The 18,996-nt window shown below is 59.4% G+C and carries 15 protein-coding genes; 9 read left to right on the top strand and 6 right to left on the bottom strand.

The genetic code is table 11. The features are described from left to right. Window positions 1-60: 60 nt before the first annotated feature. Window positions 61-408, bottom strand: a complete 348-nt coding sequence (gene rpoZ, locus CHN51_RS11090) for a DNA-directed RNA polymerase subunit omega (RefSeq protein WP_067201203.1) — start codon at window positions 406-408, stop codon at window positions 61-63. Between the two features lie 161 nt (window positions 409-569). Here rpoZ and CHN51_RS11085 point away from each other — a divergent pair, with 161 nt between their 5' ends. Together CHN51_RS11085 and CHN51_RS11080 are read left to right on the top strand one after the other, a co-directional pair. Next, window positions 570-1,781 carry a phosphatidylserine/phosphatidylglycerophosphate/cardiolipin synthase family protein gene (locus CHN51_RS11085; protein WP_164089123.1) on the top strand — a complete coding sequence of 404 codons (1,212 nt, stop codon included), beginning with the start codon at window positions 570-572 and terminating at the stop codon, window positions 1,779-1,781. A gap of 188 nt (window positions 1,782-1,969) precedes the next feature. After that, entirely contained in the window at window positions 1,970-3,031 is a 1,062-nt protein-coding gene (locus tag CHN51_RS11080; RefSeq protein ID WP_240616953.1) for a serine hydrolase, read from the top strand. A gap of 2 nt (window positions 3,032-3,033) precedes the next feature. On the opposite strand, the gene CHN51_RS11075 is transcribed toward CHN51_RS11080, so the two are convergent. Further along, window positions 3,034-3,228 (bottom strand): hypothetical protein, encoded by a 195-nt coding sequence (locus CHN51_RS11075; RefSeq protein ID WP_100094063.1) that lies wholly within the window; start codon window positions 3,226-3,228, stop codon window positions 3,034-3,036. Between the two features lie 90 nt (window positions 3,229-3,318). Beyond that, window positions 3,319-3,654 (bottom strand): hypothetical protein, encoded by a 336-nt coding sequence (locus tag CHN51_RS11070; RefSeq protein WP_100094062.1) that lies wholly within the window; start codon window positions 3,652-3,654, stop codon window positions 3,319-3,321. A 235-nt stretch (window positions 3,655-3,889) separates the two neighbouring features. Between CHN51_RS11070 and CHN51_RS11065 the strand changes: the two genes are divergently transcribed. From CHN51_RS11065 to CHN51_RS11045, 5 genes are all read left to right on the top strand, one after another. Continuing rightward, window positions 3,890-4,909 carry a metalloregulator ArsR/SmtB family transcription factor gene (locus CHN51_RS11065; RefSeq protein WP_100094061.1) on the top strand — a complete coding sequence of 340 codons (1,020 nt, stop codon included), beginning with the start codon at window positions 3,890-3,892 and terminating at the stop codon, window positions 4,907-4,909. Beyond that, window positions 4,906-5,862 (top strand): methylenetetrahydrofolate reductase, encoded by a 957-nt coding sequence (gene metF, locus CHN51_RS11060; RefSeq protein WP_240616699.1) that lies wholly within the window; start codon window positions 4,906-4,908, stop codon window positions 5,860-5,862. Before CHN51_RS11065 ends, metF begins: the two co-directional genes overlap by 4 nt. Continuing rightward, complete coding sequence (locus CHN51_RS11055; RefSeq protein WP_100094060.1) at window positions 5,859-6,908, top strand: homocysteine S-methyltransferase family protein; 1,050 nt, start codon at window positions 5,859-5,861, stop codon at window positions 6,906-6,908. The genes metF and CHN51_RS11055 overlap by 4 nt, the downstream gene beginning before the upstream one ends. A 103-nt stretch (window positions 6,909-7,011) precedes the next feature. Continuing rightward, entirely contained in the window at window positions 7,012-9,627 is a 2,616-nt protein-coding gene (metH, locus tag CHN51_RS11050) for a methionine synthase (protein ID WP_100094059.1), read from the top strand. 133 nt (window positions 9,628-9,760) lie between these two features. Then, window positions 9,761-10,705: a right-handed parallel beta-helix repeat-containing protein gene (locus CHN51_RS11045; protein ID WP_100095593.1), complete on the top strand. Its 945-nt coding sequence runs from the start codon at window positions 9,761-9,763 to the stop codon at window positions 10,703-10,705. Between the two features lie 13 nt (window positions 10,706-10,718). On the opposite strand, the gene CHN51_RS11040 is transcribed toward CHN51_RS11045, so the two are convergent. Further along, the gene (locus CHN51_RS11040) at window positions 10,719-12,383 is read right to left on the bottom strand and encodes an alkaline phosphatase family protein (protein WP_240616698.1); all 1,665 of its coding nucleotides are present in this window, start codon (window positions 12,381-12,383) and stop codon (window positions 10,719-10,721) included. A 93-nt stretch (window positions 12,384-12,476) separates the two neighbouring features. On the opposite strand from CHN51_RS11040, the gene CHN51_RS11035 reads away from it, so the two are divergent. Both CHN51_RS11035 and CHN51_RS11030 read left to right on the top strand, forming a co-directional pair. Then, entirely contained in the window at window positions 12,477-14,570 is a 2,094-nt protein-coding gene (locus CHN51_RS11035) for a protein-disulfide reductase DsbD domain-containing protein (protein WP_100094058.1), read from the top strand. Window positions 14,571-14,612: 42 nt separating this feature from the next. Further along, window positions 14,613-15,227, top strand: a complete 615-nt coding sequence (locus tag CHN51_RS11030) for a thioredoxin family protein (RefSeq protein ID WP_100094057.1) — start codon at window positions 14,613-14,615, stop codon at window positions 15,225-15,227. A gap of 611 nt (window positions 15,228-15,838) precedes the next feature. Here CHN51_RS11030 and CHN51_RS11025 read toward each other — a convergent pair. Together CHN51_RS11025 and uvrB are read right to left on the bottom strand one after the other, a co-directional pair. Beyond that, entirely contained in the window at window positions 15,839-16,636 is a 798-nt protein-coding gene (locus tag CHN51_RS11025; protein ID WP_240616697.1) for a methyltransferase, read from the bottom strand. Window positions 16,637-16,754: 118 nt separating this feature from the next. Continuing rightward, window positions 16,755-18,929 (bottom strand): excinuclease ABC subunit UvrB, encoded by a 2,175-nt coding sequence (gene uvrB, locus CHN51_RS11020; RefSeq protein ID WP_100095590.1) that lies wholly within the window; start codon window positions 18,927-18,929, stop codon window positions 16,755-16,757. Window positions 18,930-18,996: the final 67 nt, after the last annotated feature.

Here is an 18,996-nt window from a genome sequence, read left to right as displayed (position 1 = left end):
GGATATTCCCGGCGGCCTTTTCTTTTATCTCAATATATCTTGCGGCGGACCGCAGATCGCTTAGCGGCGGCCGTAATCTCCGGCGACGCCGGCGCTGCGTGGTGGCGCAGCGGCTGTCAGGCGAAGCGCTTCGGCCGACTGGCTGATCGAACCGATTTCATCCGGCGTATCGTCGTCGTCGATAAGAACCTTCTGCAGCGACTGAATCAGGCTTTCCTGCAGATCCTTTGGCTTGACGGTTTCTTCCGCGATTTCGCGCAGGGCGACAACCGGGTTTTTATCGCGATCGCGATCGACAGTCAGCTCTGCGCCGCCCGAAATCTCACGTGCGCGCTGGGCAGCAAACAACACCAGATCAAACCGGTTTGTGACTTTATCAACGCAATCTTCAACCGTAACGCGAGCCATAAGGCGCTCCTGATTCTGCAAACTATAGGAAAAGAGGCCTGCATGTAGGGCTATGGGCGGGATTTGTCAACAAATCCGGGCGGGCCAAAGCATGAGCCGGCAAAGCGATAGCCAATCTAATGGTTTGTCGGTGCGACGGGGATAATCTATGCCCCGACATCATGAAAAACACCCCCGCGAATAAACTGTTATGGCAAGCCGGACGAGCGCAATGGTTCGACGTCGGCGGGAACCGGCTGCGGCTGGTCCGTGCGCCGGACGAACGCCTTTCCGCGCTGGTGAACCTGCTCGAGCGGGCCGACGAAAGCCTCCGGCTTTTCTTCTACATGTTCGAGGATGATCTGATCGGCCGGAAAATTCTCGATATCCTGATAGCCGCCTGCGAACGGGGCGTTGCCGTGGAAATGATGGTCGACAGTTTTGGCTCCAATGGCGCGCCGCGCGCCTTTTTCGATCCGTTTGTCGCGGCGGGCGGGAAGTTCAGGGTCTTCAGCCCGCGTTTCTCGACCAGCTATTTTGTCCGCAATCATCAAAAGATGATCATCGCGGACGATTGCTGCGCCCTGATCGGCGGGTTCAACATCGCCGATGAATATTTTGCCGTGCATCAGCAGACCGGCGCGGACGACCAGAGCGACGATAGCTGGGAAGATCTGGGTCTGGAAATAAAGGGGCCCGAGGTTGCCAGTCTCGCCAGCTATTTTCGGCTATTGTCCAACTGGGTGTACCAGGACAATGGCAATATGCGTTCGCTGCGCAGGATGGTGCGCCACTGGGAGGCCGGCGCGGGCAAGTTCCAGTGGCTTCTCGGCGGACCGAGCAATCGCCTGAGCCGCTGGGCGCGGGCGATCAAGAATGATCTGGAGAGCGGCAGTCGGCTGGATCTCGTCTCCGCCTATTTTTCGCCGGGACAGGGCCTCTTGCGGCGGATTGGCGGACTGTCAAAGCGCGGCGGGCGAAGCCGGATCATATTACCCGGCAAGACCGACAATGGCGCGACCATGGGGGCGAGCCGGCTGCTTTACGGATATCTGCTGAAACGGCATGCGCGCCTGTTCGAATTCCAGCCCAGACGCCTCCACACGAAACTGGTGGTCGTCGACGATGCTGTCTATATCGGTTCGGCAAATTTCGATCTGCGCAGCCTGTTCATCAATGTGGAAATGATGCTGCGGATCGAGGATGGTGCCTTCGCCGATCATGCGCGCAGCGTGATCGACATCCTGCACGAGCAGAGCGAAGCCATCACGCCGGCGTTGCACAAATCCCGCCGCACCCTTCTCAACCGGCTGCGCTGGACCCTGTCCTATTTTCTGGTGAACACGCTGGACTATCGGGTTACCCGCCGATTCAATTTCGGCTTCCTGAAATAGCCGCCGGCTATCGGGTCCAACCGGTTTGCGCGCCGGCCGGGGCAATCTGTCGCAGCAGGAGAATCATTCACCGCAACCGGCGGTTTTGCCCCTGTTCAGACGGGGTCGGGTAGTTAGAAGGCTATATGAACATAACAACAGCAGACGATCGGCCGCTCATGAGACATTTTCGGCATTTCTTGACCTTGATGCTCACCGTCACACTGGCAGCCTGTGTTTCCGCCTCGAACCGCCCGACGGCAAAGCCGGGCAAGGCTCCGCCCCCCGTCTATCAGAACCCGGCCCCCTCGGCCCCGCCTGCCACAAATACATCCCGCGAGCGGCCCGACCCGGCGCTGGTCCGCGAGATAGACCAACTGTGGCGGACCTTTCCGGGAAAGACCGGCATTGCGATCAAACGAATCGATGGTGAATGGGAATTCGGCCACCGGATCGACGAATATTTCCCGCAGCAAAGCGTGTCCAAACTCTGGGTGGCCATGGCCATGCTCGACAAGATCGACCAGGGCCGGGCGTCCCTGTCCGACCCGATCCGGATCGGCAAGGAAGACCTCACCCTGTTCCACCAGCCGATGGCGGTTGAAGTCGAACGGGAAGGCGCCGTGGTGAAATCCGTCTATACGCTGCTGGAAAAGGCCCTGGCCAGCAGCGACAATACCGCGAATGACGCCCTGTTGCGGCACGCCGGCGGCCCCGAGGCCGTGCGCAAGTTCATCGACAAGAACGATCTGGGAAAAATCCGCTTCGGTCCCGGCGAGCGGCTGTTGCAGGCCGGCATTGCCGGAATGGAATGGAAGCAGGACCTGTCCTATCGCCGGTCCTTCTATGCAGCCCGTGCAAAAGTGCCGGTCGAACGGCGCCGCCAGTCGCTCGACGCCTATCTGGCAGATCCGGTTGACGGAGCCAGTCCGCGCGCAATCGTCCGCGCGCTCGACAAGCTGGCCCGCGGGGAACTGCTCTCGCCCAATTCAACCAAATTGCTGCAGTCGATATTGAAGCGCACGCGCAGCGGTCCCAACCGGCTGAAGGCCGGTGTACCCGCGGGCTGGGAATTCCTGCACAAGACCGGCACCGGCCAGGTGCTCGGTTCGGTGGCGACCGGCTATAATGATATCGGCATCATGACCGCGCCAGATGGTACGCGCTATGCAGTGGTGGTGATGCTGGGTGATACGACCGCCTCGATCCCCGAACGCATGCGTATGATGCAGGCGGTAACGCGGGCCGTGGGCCGCTATCACCCGGGCTGAAGCTATTCGCCTTCAACCTCACCGACAGTAATATTTTCCGTCAAGTCGGGCGGCTCGTTGCGCTCGTCCAGCATTTTCGCCGCCTCGTCCAGCGCCTTGGCCTCGCCGACGGTCACGCCACCGGGTCCGGGATCATTTTGCGCCGGACCGCAGGCGGCCAGTCCGGCCAATATCATGATGCTGACAATGGTTCTCATGAGATCTCCATAAAGACTGTTCGAGCCGGACCAAAGACAAAAAAAAGGGCCGTCCGCAGACAGCCCTTTTTCTTGTAGATTTTATAAAGCTTAGTTGACTGCGTCTTTTGCAGCAGCGGCAGCTTTGTCTACTGCATTGTTTGCAGCATCCTTGGCAGCAGCGCCAGCCGTTTTAGCAGCTTCGCCAGCGGCTACAGCAGCTTCACCAGCGGCATCAGCAGCTTCGGCAGTTGCTTCAGCGGCTGCTTCGCCCATGGCGTCAGCTTCGCCTTCGGCAGCATCCATGGCATCAGCAGCAGCTTCTTCAGCCGTTGCTTCTGTGCCTTCTACTGCTTCTTCAGCACCGGTTTCGGCATTGTCTGCGCCGGAGCATGCGGCCAGGCCAAGTGCAGCGGCGAGTACGATTGATGTTGTAACTTTTTTCATTGGGGTAACCCTCTATTTTAGTCCTCAAAAACCAAGCCGGCGGGGAGTTTTATCAGCTCCTCTGGCCTGCGGTGCCCATCTTTAGCGATATGGCCGAATGAACGCAATGAAGAACCTGATTTGGCCCTTTCTGCGGTGTAAAATCTCCTAGACCTGACAAGCGAATGATAAAGCCACGGGCGGAAGATCAAGCCGATTGACCAGATATAAAGATTTCTTTATATAGCCATTCAACATGGACCAAATTTTGAACATATTCAGGGCACTTGCCGACCCTACACGATTGCGAATCATGCTGTTGCTGCAGAAGATGGAACTGGCAGTCGGCGAACTGGCACAAATTCTGGACCAGAGCCAGCCGCGCATTTCCCGCCATATCAGAATATTGGACGAAGCCGGACTGGCAGAACGCCGCAAAGAAGGAAGCTGGGTCTTTCTCAAGCCCGGACCGGCTTCCGAACTGGAGACATTGGGACGCATTTTCCGTTCGGACAAGGTGGCAAAGTCCGAACAGGCGCTGCAGGACCAGGCGCAGCTGGCACTGGTTCGCAAGGCCCGCGCCGAAATGGCCGAGCGCTATTTCTCGGCCCATGCCGAAGAATGGGACGCCATCCGCTCGCTCCATCTGCCCGAAGAGGAAGTCGAGCGGGCGATGCTCGCCCTGCTGCGCGATGCGCCGCTGGGCCGGATGCTCGATATCGGAACCGGCACGGGCCGGATGGTCGAACTGTTCGGAGCCTCGGCACAATCGGTCGTCGCGATCGACAACAGCCCCGAAATGCTGCGGCTGGCACGGGCAAAACTGCTCGAGAGCGAAAGCGACGGCGAATCCGGTCTGGTACAGAAAACCGAGTTGAAGCAAGGCGACTTCAACAATCTGCCGCTGGAAAATGGTGCGGTGGACAGCGTCATTCTCCATCAGGTCCTGCATTATGCACAGCATCCCGAAGCCGTTCTGGTCGAAGTATCGCGGGTCTTGAGACCGGATGGCCTGGTCCTGATCGCCGATTTCGCTGCCCATGACCGGGAAGACCTGCGCACCGAACATGCCCACGCAAGGCTGGGTTTCAGCGATGACAGCATGAAACATTGGCTCGGCGCATCGCATCTGGACCTTGTACAGACCAGAACGCTCGATGGCGGCGAGCTGACAGTGAAAATCTGGGTTGCCAGAAAAACCACCGTGCCCAGCCTGCATCACGGTTCCGGCAAATTGTCTCCCCGAAGTAAAAATTTGAAAAGAGCATCAGCATGAATAATCCGAAGCGGCCGATGGGGCTGATCGAACTGGAAGAGGCCAAGCGGGCGCTGGATGCTCCGCTTTTTGCAGGATTGAGCGGCGATGCTGATGTGTCGTTCGAATTTTTTCCGCCGAAATCGGAAAAGATGGAAAAGACCCTCTGGGATAGCGTGCTCACGCTGCAACCGCTTAGTCCGCGCTTTGTCTCGGTGACTTATGGTGCGGGTGGCACCACGCGCGAACGCACCCATGCCACGGTCGCCAGAATAGCGCAGGAAACCGATATTCCGGCTGCGGCGCATCTGACCTGCGTCGGTGCCAGCAAGGCGGAAATCGCTGACGTCGCCCGCTCCTATTGGGATGCCGGCGTTCGCCATATTGTCGCCTTGCGCGGCGATCCGCCAACCGAAGGCCAGGCTTTCGAGCCCCATCCGCAAGGCTATGCCAGCGCTGCCGATCTGGTGAAGGGCCTGAGCGATATCGCGCCTTTCGAGATATCGGTGGCCGCCTATCCGGAGACCCATCCCGATGCCGACTGTCCGCAGAGCGACCTCGACAATCTCAAGCGCAAGCTCGACGCGGGAGCTACCCGCGCGATTACCCAGTTTTTCTTCACCGCCGAAGCCTTCTTCCGCTTCCGCGATGCCGCAGCGGCCGCCGGAATCGATGCGGAACTGGTACCCGGCATATTGCCGGTGTCGAACGTGGCCCAGACCCGCAAGTTCGCCGGCATGTGCGGCGCGGAAATCCCGGCATGGATGAACGACCTGTTCGAAGGGCTGGACGACCATCCTTCGGCGCGGCAACTGATCGCGGCCACGGTGGCCGCGGAACTGTGCCGCAAGCTTTATGCCGGCGGTGTGCGGCAATTCCATTTCTACACGCTCAACCGGGCGGAGCTCAGCTACGCGATCTGTCATTTGCTCGGCAAGCGTCCGGGCGGCACGCAACAGGAGAAAGCAGCATGACCAGCCCACGCGAACAACTGACGAAGCTGGCCGAAGAGCGCATATTGGTATTCGACGGCGGCTATGGTACGGCGATCCAGAACTATCGGCTGGGCGAAGATGATTATCGCGGCAGTCTCGACCTGACCGACGACCAGAAGGGCAATAATGATCTGCTCAGCCTGACCCGGCCGGACATCATTGAAGCCATTCATACGTCCTATCTAGAATCCGGCGCCGACATAATCGAAACCAACACCTTCAGTTCGACCGAGATCAGCCAGGCCGATTATGGCTGCGAACATCTGGTCCGCGATCTGAACGTCAAGTCGGCCGAGATCGCGCGCGCGGCTTGCGACAAGGCCGAGGCCAGGGACGGACGGCCGCGCTTTGTCGCCGGATCCATCGGCCCGACCAACAAGACGCTGTCCCTGTCCCCCGATGTCAACGACCCGGGCTTCCGCGAAATCGACTATGACTATCTGAAAGGCGTCTACCGGGCGCAGTGCGACGCGCTGATCGAGGGCGGGGTAGATTTTCTGCTGATCGAAACGATCTTTGACACGCTGAACGCTAAATGCGCCGGCATGGCGGCGATGGAAGCCGCCGAAGCGAGCGGCCGGGATATCCCACTGATGATCTCGATGACCCTGACCGACCTGTCCGGCCGCAATCTGTCGGGTCACACGGTCGAGGCTTTCTGGCACGCGGTCCGGCACCTGAAGCCGCTGACCATCGGCCTCAACTGTTCCTTTGGCGCCGACCAGCTGCGTCCCCATCTCGCCATGCTGGCGAAAGAGGCGGATACGCTGATCATGGCCTATCCCAATGCCGGCCTGCCCAATGATCTCGGCGAATATGACGAAATGCCGGACGAGACGGCGGAATTGATCGGTGACTGGCTGAAAGATGGCCTGGTCAATATCGTCGGCGGCTGCTGCGGCACCACACCGGAGCATATCGCAGCCATCGCAAAGGCGGTTGCCGATCAGGAGCCGCGCAGGATACCCGATGTGACGGTCCGGACGCGGCTTTCGGGTCTCGAGCCGTTTACGATGGCGGCCTGAACAAACGGATTTGTTTTTCGTATCGCGCGGGGGCGTGGCACGGATCGCGTAAAATGAATGTCGCTCGGCTCCGGTCGGGACCAACGGATAACAATAATATATTATGACACAGTCCTCTTCCACCAATTTCGTCAATATCGGCGAACGCACCAATGTTACCGGCTCTGCCCGCTTCAAGAAGCTCATCCTCAATGATGATTATGAGGCTGCGGTCGAAGTCGCTCGCCAGCAGGTCGAGAATGGCGCGCAGGTGATCGATATCAACATGGACGAAGGCCTGCTCGACGCGCATCATGCGATGACCACCTTTCTCAAGCTGATCTCCGCCGAGCCCGATATCGCGCGGGTCCCCGTGATGATCGACAGCAGCAAATGGTCGGTGATCGAGGCGGGCCTGAAATGCGTCTCCGGCAAGCCGATTGTCAACTCGATCTCGATGAAGGAAGGCGAGGAAGAATTCCTCAAACATGCGCGCAAGTGCATGGCTTATGGCGCTGCCGTCGTGGTCATGGCCTTTGATGAAACCGGACAGGCCGACACCAGGGACCGCAAGGTCGAGATTTGCGAACGCGCCTACAAGCTGCTGACCGGCATCGGCTTTCCGCCGGAAGATATCATCTTCGACCCCAATGTCTTTGCCATCGCCACCGGGATTGACGAGCATCGCCGCTACGGCGTCGACTTTATCGAGGCGACGCGGGAAATCCGCAAACGCTGCCCGCATGTCCATATTTCCGGCGGCCTTTCCAACCTCTCTTTCAGCTTCCGCGGCAACGAACCGGTGCGCAAGGCAATGCACAGCGTCTTTCTCTACCACGCGATCCCTGCCGGTATGGATATGGCGATCGTCAACGCCGGTCAGCTTGATATTTACGACGACATCGATCCCGAACTGCGCGAACTTTGCGAAGATGTGATATTCGACCGGCGCGAGGATGCGACCGACCGGCTGATCACGCTCGCCGAAAAATTTCGCGGCACCGACGAAGTGGCGGAAAAGGCAGCGGCAGAGTGGCGCGGCTATGAAGTGCACAAGCGGCTGGAACATGCGCTGGTCAAGGGTATCGACGCCCATATCATCGAAGATACCGAGGAAATGCGCCTCGCCGTCAAGGCGCGCGAAGGCCGCCCGATCGAAGTGATCGAAGGCCCGTTGATGGACGGCATGAATGTCGTCGGCGATCTGTTCGGTTCGGGCAAGATGTTCCTGCCGCAGGTGGTGAAATCCGCGCGCGTGATGAAGAAGGCCGTCGCCCATCTCTTCCCCTATATCGAAGCCGAGAAGGACGAGAATGCCAAGGGCAAGGGCAAGATCATCATGGCCACGGTCAAGGGCGATGTGCATGATATCGGCAAGAATATCGTCGGCGTCGTGTTGCAGTGTAACGGCTTTGAAGTCATCGATCTGGGCGTGATGGTCGCGTGGACCGATATATTGAAGGCCGCGAATGAAAATGACGCCGATATCATTGGGCTGTCGGGGTTGATTACGCCCTCGCTCGATGAAATGGTGACCGTTGCGGAAGAAATGGAACGGGCAAAAATGTCGGTGCCGCTGCTGATCGGCGGCGCGACCACGTCAAAAACGCACACGGCGCTGCGGATAGAACCTGCCTATTCCGGACCCACGATCTATGTGCTGGACGCCAGCCGCGCCGTCGGCGTGGCGTCGCAACTGGTCAGCGACACCCAGGCCGAACCCTTTATCGCGAAGACCCGCGAAGATTACGAGCAGGTGCGGATCGCACGCGCCGGCAAGACCGGGAAGAAACTGGCAACACTCGAAGAAGCCCGTGCCAATGCCGCTGTGGTCGACATGAGCCTCAAGGCCCCGGCACCAGCCAAGCCGGGATTGCACGTCTATGAGGACTGGGACCTTGCCGATTTACGCGACTATATCGACTGGACGCCGTTTTTCCGCGCCTGGGAACTGGCGGGCAATTATCCCGCGATCCTGACCGACAAGATCGTCGGCGAGAGCGCAACGGACCTGTTCCGCGACGCGCAGGTGATGCTTGACCAGATTATCGAGGAAAAATGGCTGACCGCTAAAGGCGTGGCCGGTATCTGGCGGGCGCGGCGCGAGAATGACGATATTCTCGTCTCGCCGGAAAATGCGGAATTCACGCTGCCGATGCTGCGGCAGCAGGTGGTCAAGCGCGGCGGCAAGCCGAACAATTGCCTCGCCGATTTCATCGATAGCCAGGACGACTGGATCGGCGGCTTTGCCGTCACCGCCGGTCACGGTATCGAAGAACATGTCCAGCGGTTCGAGATGGACAAGGATGACTATAACAGCATCCTGCTGAAGGCGCTGGCTGACCGGCTGGCCGAGGCCTTTGCCGAGCGCATGCACGAACATGTCCGGAAAGACCTGTGGGGCTATGCCGCGGACGAGCATTTGAACAACAAGGATCTGATCCGCGAGAAATATCAGGGCATTCGCCCTGCCCCCGGCTATCCCGCCTGCCCGGACCATAGTCTGAAACCGATATTGTTCGACATGCTGGATGCAACAGAGAATACCGGTATCGAGCTGACCAGCGGCTTTGCAATGACGCCGACCGCTGCGGTTTCCGGTTTCTATTTTGCCCATCCGCAGGCCGATTATTTCGGCGTGGCCCGGATCGGCGAGGACCAGGTCGAGGAATATGCGACGAGACGCGGTGTGTCGGTGGATCAGGCACGACAGTGGCTGCGCCCCAATCTCAACGAATAAGTCTGGCGGATTAACCCTTTAACCTTTGTCGCTCAGCCTGGATTCATCTGGGACGGCCCATGCTTTTATATTGTTTGCCATCGTGGCAAGCGATATTGAAAATGCCCTATTCCCCCGATTCAGGATGGCCGAAATGAATTTCAAGACCCCGCTGATCGCCGCAATCATCACGGCTTCTGTCGCCGGAACCGCGGTGCAGGCGCAGCGCGATGCGCCGTTCAAGGTTCAGGAAACCGGCGAAACCTTTGGTCGTCTGGCCGAGGCGGTTGCAGCCATCGGCGGCAATAACGCCACGATCGTAATCGCGCCCGGATCCTATGGCGATTGCGCCGTCCAGAAAGCCGGCCGTATCACCTACAAGGCAGCGGTCCCCGGCCAGACCATATTCGATGGCGGTGTTTGCGAGGGCAAGGCCAGTCTCGTGCTGCGCGGCAAGGCGGCCACGATCAACGGCATCATCTTCCAGAACCAGCGGGTTCCCGACGGCAATGGCGCCGGCATCCGGATCGAGCGCGGTGATCTCTATATCTACAACGCCATGTTCCGGAACGCCGAACAGGGCATATTGAGCGCCGATGACCCGAGCGCGGAAATCGTCATCGACCGGTCGACCTTCCAGCGGCTGGGACGCTGCGATCGCGGCCTGTCCTGCGCGCACAGCATCTATATCGGCGATTTCCGATCGCTGAAGGTGACCAACAGCCGGTTCGAAAAGGGCAGCGGCGGCCATTATGTCAAAAGCCGCGCACCCCGGGCGACGATCAACAACAACAGCTTTGATGACACGCAGGGGCGCGCGACCAATTACATGATCGACCTGCCGGCCGGTGCTACTGGTGTGATCAGCGGCAATGTTTTCGTGCAGGGGCAGAACAAGGAAAACTGGAGCGCCTTCATTGCCATCGCCGCCGAAGACCGCGACCATAGTTCAGAGGGGCTCAACATCCACTCCAACAGCGCCTCGCTCGCCAAAGGCGTGAACCGGAACACCTGGTTTGTTGCCGACTGGAGCGGTGACCAGCTGCGGATTGCCAACAATAGCCTCGGACGCGGCCTGACCCGATACCAGCGGCGCTAGAACGCCGCCGGCTTCACTCGCAGCTGTTTGCCGGTCCGCCGTCAATATCCAGACATTGTCCGTCGGTTTCGTCGGCGGGAATTTCCACACCGACAAGCGCGCCCAGCGTCGGGGCGATATCGACAGTCATCACCGACAGCGGCTGTTCAAATTGCCGGATGCCTTGGTGCCAGAATAATAGCGGAACCCGGCGGTCATAGTCCCAAGGGCTGCCATGGGTTGCGACATATCCGCGCGCGGTCGTGGCAATCGGGGTTATGCCCTTTTTCAGCAGAACGACGAAATCGCCGGACCGGTCGGGATGGAACGAGGCGCGGGCGCGCTGTTTGAGCGTCCATTCCTCGGGTGACCCGCGCGGCACGTCTGTCGCGGCAATCTCGTCGCGATCCAGCACCATTTCCACCTGCGCATGAGCGGCGATCAGGGCGATAGCGCTATCCTTGACCTGTTTGCGCTGCATTTCGGAAAGGTCGGTGCTGACATAATAATCACCAAAGGGTCCGTCGGCGAAGAGCACGGGCTTGTCGCCGGAAATCTGCAACCCTTCGGCTACCTTCTTGCCGATGGTCTTTGCATTGAGATTGGGATCGATCCGCGCTGCGGTCGGCACGCCCTGCAGGCTCATTCGCTCCGGCAGATCCAGGCCGCCGTGATCGGCGGTCAGCATGACGACATAATCAATGCCCTCGCCGTCCAAAATATCGAAAAATTCGCCCAGCGACCGGTCCAGCTCGCTCATCTGGATGCACATCTCCAGCCCTTCGGTGCCAAAGCCATGGCCGATATAATCGGTGGCCGACAGTCCGATCGACAAGATGTCGGTGGCTTCGCCCTGCCCCAGCTTGAGCTCGTTGAGCAAGACGGTGGCTGCATCGATCACCGATCCGTCGAAGTCCGGAGAACCGCGGTAAATGCTCGCCGCACCTTCGGGACGCTGGAAGGCATAGTCGCCGACCGACTTGCCCTCGCCATGCGCAATGCGGGCGTTGCGCGCAGCACAATGGGCCGGCACCGCATAAGCTGGGCGCGCCTTGTCGATAGTCGAAGCAATGGACTCGTTGAGCGCGGCGATTGCCGGCATTGTCGTGCGGCCCTGCAGCGTGGAAAAGCCCTTGCCTTTCCACCAGTAGATCTCGTCGACATCATGGCCGCCCATCATCAGAGCGGCCCGGTCCTTGCCCGCAACTGCAACATTGCGGGACTCGGGCGAGATTTTTTTAAGCCGGTCGCCCAAAGTCGGCACCAGCAGATGCCAGACCGAAGCGACATAATCGCCCTGCGTTGGAGCCGTAATATCGCCAAAGCTGGTGCCGTCGATCCGCTCGTCCTCGGCGCAATAGACGGTCTTGTCCTCGCGCGCGATCGACAGGTCGATCCAGTTATTGGCAATGATGCCCGCGCGGCCGGAATGGACGCCGGTCATGATCGTCGAATGACCCGGGCAGGTTTCGGTCGCGGCATGCGACTGGTAACCGGACGGAAAGACCGCGCCATTCGCCAGCCGGTCCAGCCCCCCGGTGAAGCTGCGGCGATATTCGCTGAACAGATCGGCGGAAAACTGGTCCACCGAAATGGCGACAACCAGCTTTGGCGGGGCTTTGTCGGTGCCGCTGTGATCTTCCGCATTTGCGCTGCCGGAAAATATGATAGACGCGGTCAGGGCTGTAACTAGGGTCAAATTTCGCACGAATGGTCCTCACTGATGAATGTCGCTATAGAAAGCGGCCCTCCAATAGCCTAAATGCGATTAAACAGGAAATAGTGAGTTTTTATGACATCTGATTTTCGCCTATTTTCGATCATGCTCATGTTCGCGGCGCTGTTTCTGGCCCCGGCTGCGCAAGCGCAGAACCGGCTGGGCAATGCAGAGCTGAATGTGCCGGCCACATTGGTGGCGGAATCGCAGCAGGTGAAGGCGGGAGAAAGCGTCACTCTCGCCTTTGTCATGGAACCGAAGCCGACCTGGCACGGCTATTGGGAAAATCCCGGCGATGCCGGCATCGGCATGAGCTTTGACTGGACCTTGCCCGCGGGCGTCACCGCCGGAACGGCAAAATTTCAGGTTCCCGACCGGCTGCTAATCTCGGGGATCATGAACTATATCTACAAGGGCGACTATGCCGTCCTTGTCACCCTCTCTCTGTCCGACGCCGTCCGTCCCGGACCGCTGCCGATATCGGTAAAATCCGAATGGCTGTCCTGCACCGACGAGATTTGCGTGCCCGAACAGGACGAACTGTCGATCACCCTGCAGGTTGTCGGCAAGGACGCATCGGTCGTACCGGACAAGAAATTTGACGGATTCCGCGCCGCTCTTCCCCGCCCTCTCGGCAGCGAAGGCAGTTTTGCCGTGGACGGAGACCTGTTTCGCCTGTCCATTCCGCTGCCCGCCGATATCGAGATCGACCAGCCCTATTTCTTCATTCTGGAAGACGGTGTGGTCGACTATGCCGCGCCCCAGACATTCAACCGCGATGGCGACCGTCTGATCCTCGAAACCGGCGCGCGCGGCGACGGCTTTGAATCCATAAGCGGCATATTGAAAATCGGCGATCACAACGGCTTTCTGGTCACCGCCAGCAAAGGCGAAGTCGCGATGACCGGCCTTCCTCTTACTGGCGAAAGCGCGACAAACAGCAGCGAGGCGGGCACCTCGCTGCTGTTTGTCGCGCTAGGCGGCGCGATATTGGGCGGCCTGCTGCTCAACCTGATGCCCTGCGTTTTCCCGATACTCAGCCTGAAAGCGATCAGCCTCGCCAAGGCCGGCGGCAATGAAGCGGTCGTCCGGCGCGATGCTCTGGCCTATACGGCGGGTGTCGTGCTGGTTGCCACAGCGCTCGGCGCGGTCCTGCTTGGCCTGAGGGCCAGCGGAGCCGCGGTCGGCTGGGCATTTCAGCTGCAGGACCCGCGGATCATCTTTGTGCTGCTTGCGCTGGTGACCGCCATCGGCCTCAACCTTGCGGGCCTGTTCGAACTGCCCAATATCAATTTCGGCAACAAGCTCACACGGAAGGACGGCGCCGCCGGATCCTTCTGGACCGGCGCGCTGGCCGCCTTTGTCGCCACTCCTTGCACCGGCCCGTTCATGGCCGCAGCTCTCGGCGCGACCATCGTCTTGCCACCGATCGCCGCGTTGGTGATTTTCGCAGGTCTGGGCGTCGGCCTCGCCCTGCCCTTTCTCCTGATCGCCTTCGTCCCGGCTATCCGCAGCCGGCTGCCCAAACCCGGGCCCTGGCTGGACAGTTTCCGCAAGATCATGGCGATCCCGATGTTCCTCACCGGCATCGGCCTGATCTGGCTCCTCGGTCGCCAGATCGGCACCGATGCGCTAGGGCTGTCGCTGGTCTTCCTGCTCACGGTCAGCCTGATCCTGTGGTGGTTCGGCGGGGGCCAGATGAAGGACCTGTCGCGCGGTGCGCTGACCAGCGCTGCCATGGTTGCCGCCATAGTAGGCGGCATCATCGCCCTGCCCGGCCAAGAGGCAATGAAGAACCAGAAGCTGGCCCATGCCTCCGGAGCGACGCTGCCAAGCGAGCCTTTCAGCGAGACACGCCTAAGCGAGCTCCGGGCATCCGGCCAGCCGGTCTTTGCCTATTTCACCGCCGACTGGTGTATCACCTGCAAGGCTAATGAAGCCGCCGCCATCCAGCGCAGCGAGACCGCCGAGGCTTTTAAAGCCGCCGACGTCGCCGTGCTGATGGGCGACTGGACTCGGCCTGATCCGGTGATCAGCAGATTTCTGGAAAAACACGGTCGCGCGGGCGTACCGCTCTATCTCTATTATGCGCCCGGTAAAGAACCGGTCATCCTGCCGCAGATTCTCACGGTGGCGACATTGACAGAACTCGTGGGCAAGGCAGTATAAAGGCGGTCATTTGATTCCATCCCCCACGAACGGAGACAGACAATGCGAAACTTTCCAGCCTTCACAGCAGCAACCATTGCAGCGATCGCATTGGCCAGCCCGCTGGCGGCGGCCCAGAGAAACGGTGCCATCGCCCAGGATTTCAAACTTACCGACGTGAACGGCAAGACGGTGCAGCTGTCGCAGTTCCGCGGCAAGACCGTGGTGCTGGAATGGCACAATCCTGGCTGCCCTTTCGTGGCCAAACATTATAACAGCGGCAATATGCAGGCGACCCAGACGGCAGCCCTTCAGCAGGGTGCGGTCTGGCTGACCATCAACAGCGGCGCCAAGGGCAAACAGGGTCATATGACCGGCGTCGAGGCGAAGGCGCTGATCGCAGAACAGAAGATCCGGTCCACCCATTATCTGTTCGATACCAGGGGCGTAGTGGGCAAGGCCTATGGTGCCAAGACCACGCCACATATGTATATCATCGATGGTTCGGGGACTTTGGTCTACCAGGGCGGAATAGACGACAAGCCCACGGCGAATGTCGCCGATATCAAAACTGCCCGCAATCATGTGCTGGCAGCGCTGAAAGAGATCAAGGCCGGCGACAGGGTAAGCGTTGCCCAGGCGCGGCCTTACGGTTGCTCGGTAAAATATGCATCCTGATTGACGGAAAATTGCAGAACTGGCACGCAAACATTACGCGCGCACCAGCCCTGCGCCCCAGGATCTGGGGATAGGACGACAGCCTGCGACCCCCCGAAGACCGTTCGTCAACAGGTCCCCGGACCCAATTGCGAAGCAGATTCTGCTCATGACTATTTCCGAGGGTTGGGAGACAGATCCAGTACACAACAAGGATCTGCCTCCCCCTCTGTTCCGACAGCGTGCGACCCTCGTTAAAGGCGCCGCCGGTCAAACTCTTCCAGTCCGCCAGCCAGCCTGCGCCGGCGGAAATGGGAAACCGTGTTTTTTGGTGCTGACCTCAATGCATTCCGACGCACCGGAATATCGCTATCGGGTCAGTTCTAATCTCTGCAATCTCTATGGCGGTCCTCTAGCTAACCTGACCTGAACGGTCATGTAAACTATGGTAACAACTGGTAAACCATTGAAATTATATTACATTTTTGCGTAATTTATGCATAACTCGGGGGCAGGCGTTCGGGTCCCCTTAGGCGGTCTTTGGCGGCATAGAAAAAATGCCTTATTTTCCATGTGGTTACATTTGCGACTGATTCGGTCGCAGAATTCCGCCGAAAAGAGCGTTTCAGATGCTATCCGGGCTTGCGAAATCGCATGACGAAGCGGCTGGTTTTACCGCGTACCGCCGGATCGAAGACATTCGTTTCCAGGTCATCATCGGCGTTGATGAACATCTCGCTTTCCCCGTCCAGCACGAACCCGGCCTTGAGGAAATCGGCGCGGGCGGTCGCCGGATCAATCCGGTGGGTTTTCTCGACCACCGCGCGGGTATCGCCCGGCACACCGACATGGTCGATCACGGCGACCACACCGCCGGGCTTCATGCCGGCATAGAGATTGGCCAGCACGGCAGCCGGATCCATCCTGTCGAACTTGAACTTTTCGCTCTGCCAGTAAAAATCATGGTAGATCAGATGGAGCATAGCAAAATCCACGCTGTTTTCCGCCGGCTTGTAATCGGGCAATTGCGAAGGCACCATTGTCACATTGGGCTGCCGCGCAGTGACGCTCGCCCATTTTTCCTTCGACTGCTCGCTGGAAACAAATTGCGGCGGATTGACCGCGATAACCGATCCGTCCGGACCGACCGCACGCGCCAGAATTTCGCTATAATAGCCACCGCCGGCAAAAATATCGAGCACGGCATCACCGGTCTCCAGCCCCATGAAAGCGAGCACTTCGGCCGGACTGCGACTCCCGTCGAGCGCGACATCCGCCGCGTCCCGCCCGGGAGCGGTCACAGCCGTCTCCAAATCGGCAGTCCTGTCCGCTGCGACATCCGCGGTTACCGGCGAGGTCTCTGTGGCATGGACCGCACCGGCAATCGCCAGGGCAGAAGCCGCCAATGTCAGGAATATCGAAGCACGCATGATGTCTCTCCCCAGATTATCGTTAGCAACATGCACCCGTCACGATCTTCACACAAGCAGTGGCGATGCGTTTAATCTATATCCGGCTGTCTTTCGTCGAAACGATTGCCGCCCTACATCACTTCCGTTGCACCTTGCCATAGCCCATTTTCCGCGTCCCCGGCCGTCCCTCGGTCGATCGGCCTTTCGGCTGGGCGACCTGCAAGTCGGCGGGCAGGCCCAGTTCTTCGGCTTCCAGTTTGCGGATTTCGTCGCGCAGGCGGCCTGCGGTTTCGAATTCCAGATCGGCCGCTGCATCGCGCATCTGTTTTTCGAGGCTTTCGATATGGGCGCGCAGATTGTGACCGACCAGAGGCTTGCTGTCGTCGTCGACCGCGCCGGTGACCATGTCCTTGGCCGTGGCGTGGGCGACGATATCACCGATATTCTTCTTGATCGACAGCGGCGTGATGCCGTGCTCGAGATTATATTCGACCTGCTTCTCGCGGCGGCGGTCGGTCTCGCTGATCGCGCGCTCCATCGAGCCGGTCATCCGGTCGGCGTAGAGAATGACCCGGCCGTCGACATTGCGCGCGGCGCGGCCGATGGTCTGGATCAGGGAGGTCTCGCTGCGCAGAAAACCTTCCTTGTCGGCGTCCAGTATCGCCACCAGCCCGCATTCCGGAATATCGAGACCTTCGCGCAGCAGGTTGATACCGACCAGCACGTCATAGACGCCCAGCCGCAGGTCGCGGATCAGCTCGATCCGCTCCAGTGTCTCGACATCGCTGTGCATATAGCGGACCTTGATCCCGGCCTCGTGCATGAACTCGGTCAGATCTTCGGCCATCCGCTTGGTCAGCGTGGTGATCAAAGTCCGATAGCCCTGTTCGGCAACCTTGCGGCATTCGTTGATTACGTCGTCGACCTGGTCTTCGACCGGTCTGATCTCGACCGGCGGGTCGATCAGCCCGGTGGGGCGAATGACCTGCTCGCTGAACACGCCGCCGGTCTGCTCCATTTCCCAGGGCCCGGGTGTCGCCGACACGCTGACCGTCTGCGGCCGCATCGCGTCCCACTCGTTGAAGCGCAACGGGCGGTTGTCGATACAGCTGGGCAAGCGGAAGCCATATTCCGCGAGGTTGATCTTGCGGCGATGATCGCCCTTCGACATGGCGCCGATTTGCGGCACGGTCTGGTGACTCTCGTCGACGAACAGAAGCGCATTGTCCGGAAGATATTCGAACAAAGTCGGCGGCGGCTCGCCGGGCAAGCGCCCGGTCAGGAAGCGCGAATAATTTTCGATACCGGCGCAGCTGCCGGTGGCCGCGATCATCTCGAGATCGAAATTGGTTCTTTGCTCCAGCCGCTGATGCTCGATCAATTTGCCTTCCGCCTCCAGTTCCTTGAGCCGCTCGGCGAGCTCGAACTTGATCGCTTCCATCGCCTGTTTCATCGTCGGCCCCGGCGTCACATGGTGCGAATTGGCATAGACCCGCACCTTGTTCAGGCTCGCGCCCTTCTTGCCGGTCAGCGGATCAAATTCGACAATCTCCTCGATCTCGTCACCGAAAAAGCTGATCCGCCAGGCCATATCTTCATAATGCGACGGGAAAATCTCGAGATTGTCGCCTCGCACCCGAAAACTGCCGCGGGCAAAGGCCATATCGTTGCGCTTATACTGCAGCGCCACCAGCTTGCGGATGATATCCCGCTGGTCGACCGACTGTTCCTTCTTGAGATCAAAGACCATCGCCGAATAGGTCTCGACCGAGCCGATGCCATAGAGACAGGACACCGAAGCGACGATGATCACGTCATCGCGCTCGAGCAGCGAACGGGTGGCGCTGTGCCGCATCCGGTCAATCGCCTCGTTTACCGAGCTTTCCTTCTCGATATAGGTATCCGACCGCGCGACATAGGCTTCGGGCTGGTAATAGTCATAATAAGAGACAAAATATTCGACGGCATTTTCCGGAAAGAAATTCTTGAACTCGCCGTACAGCTGCGCCGCCAATATCTTGTTCGGCGCCAGAATCAGCGCCGGCCGCTGCAATTGCTCGATCACCTTGGCCATGGTGAAGGTCTTGCCCGACCCGGTCACCCCGAGCAGCACCTGGTCGCGCTCCTCATCGCGCATGCCCTCTACCAGTTCCCGGATAGCCGTCGGCTGGTCGCCCGCCGGTTCAAAATCGCTGACCAGCTTGAAGCGCCTTCCGCCTTCCGATTTTGCCGGCCGATGGGGCTTGTGCGGAACGAAATCTGCTCCGGTTTCGGGTTCGGCAAGGCCTCTTCTTATCACCAATTCTGTCATGAGAGTGATATGGAACAAAAAGGGACCAATGTCATCCCCGTTGTGCAGTTTTTGGGCGAAAGCAGCG

The organism is Sphingorhabdus sp. YGSMI21, assembly GCF_002776575.1.
GTDB lineage: Bacteria > Pseudomonadota > Alphaproteobacteria > Sphingomonadales > Sphingomonadaceae > Parasphingorhabdus.
The sequence above is the reverse complement of the archived record's forward strand: the minus strand, read 5'-3'. Positions and strand labels throughout refer to the sequence as shown.

Bases quoted from the DNA above. Each gene is read 5' to 3' on its own strand.
- metF (WP_240616699.1), top strand. From the start codon at position 4,906: ATGAATAATCCGAAGCGGCCGATGGGGCTGATCGAACTGGAAGAGGCC.
- uvrB (WP_100095590.1), bottom strand. From the start codon at position 18,929: ATGACAGAATTGGTGATAAGAAGAGGCCTTGCCGAACCCGAAACCGGA.
- CHN51_RS11045 (WP_100095593.1), top strand. From the start codon at position 9,761: ATGAATTTCAAGACCCCGCTGATCGCCGCAATCATCACGGCTTCTGTC.
- CHN51_RS11080 (WP_240616953.1), top strand. From the start codon at position 1,970: ATGCTCACCGTCACACTGGCAGCCTGTGTTTCCGCCTCGAACCGCCCG.
- rpoZ (WP_067201203.1), bottom strand. From the start codon at position 408: ATGGCTCGCGTTACGGTTGAAGATTGCGTTGATAAAGTCACAAACCGG.
- CHN51_RS11025 (WP_240616697.1), bottom strand. From the start codon at position 16,636: ATGCGTGCTTCGATATTCCTGACATTGGCGGCTTCTGCCCTGGCGATT.
- metH (WP_100094059.1), top strand. From the start codon at position 7,012: ATGACACAGTCCTCTTCCACCAATTTCGTCAATATCGGCGAACGCACC.
- CHN51_RS11065 (WP_100094061.1), top strand. From the start codon at position 3,890: ATGGACCAAATTTTGAACATATTCAGGGCACTTGCCGACCCTACACGA.
- CHN51_RS11070 (WP_100094062.1), bottom strand. From the start codon at position 3,654: ATGAAAAAAGTTACAACATCAATCGTACTCGCCGCTGCACTTGGCCTG.
- CHN51_RS11085 (WP_164089123.1), top strand. From the start codon at position 570: ATGAAAAACACCCCCGCGAATAAACTGTTATGGCAAGCCGGACGAGCG.
- CHN51_RS11030 (WP_100094057.1), top strand. From the start codon at position 14,613: ATGCGAAACTTTCCAGCCTTCACAGCAGCAACCATTGCAGCGATCGCA.
- CHN51_RS11055 (WP_100094060.1), top strand. From the start codon at position 5,859: ATGACCAGCCCACGCGAACAACTGACGAAGCTGGCCGAAGAGCGCATA.
- CHN51_RS11075 (WP_100094063.1), bottom strand. From the start codon at position 3,228: ATGAGAACCATTGTCAGCATCATGATATTGGCCGGACTGGCCGCCTGC.
- CHN51_RS11035 (WP_100094058.1), top strand. From the start codon at position 12,477: ATGACATCTGATTTTCGCCTATTTTCGATCATGCTCATGTTCGCGGCG.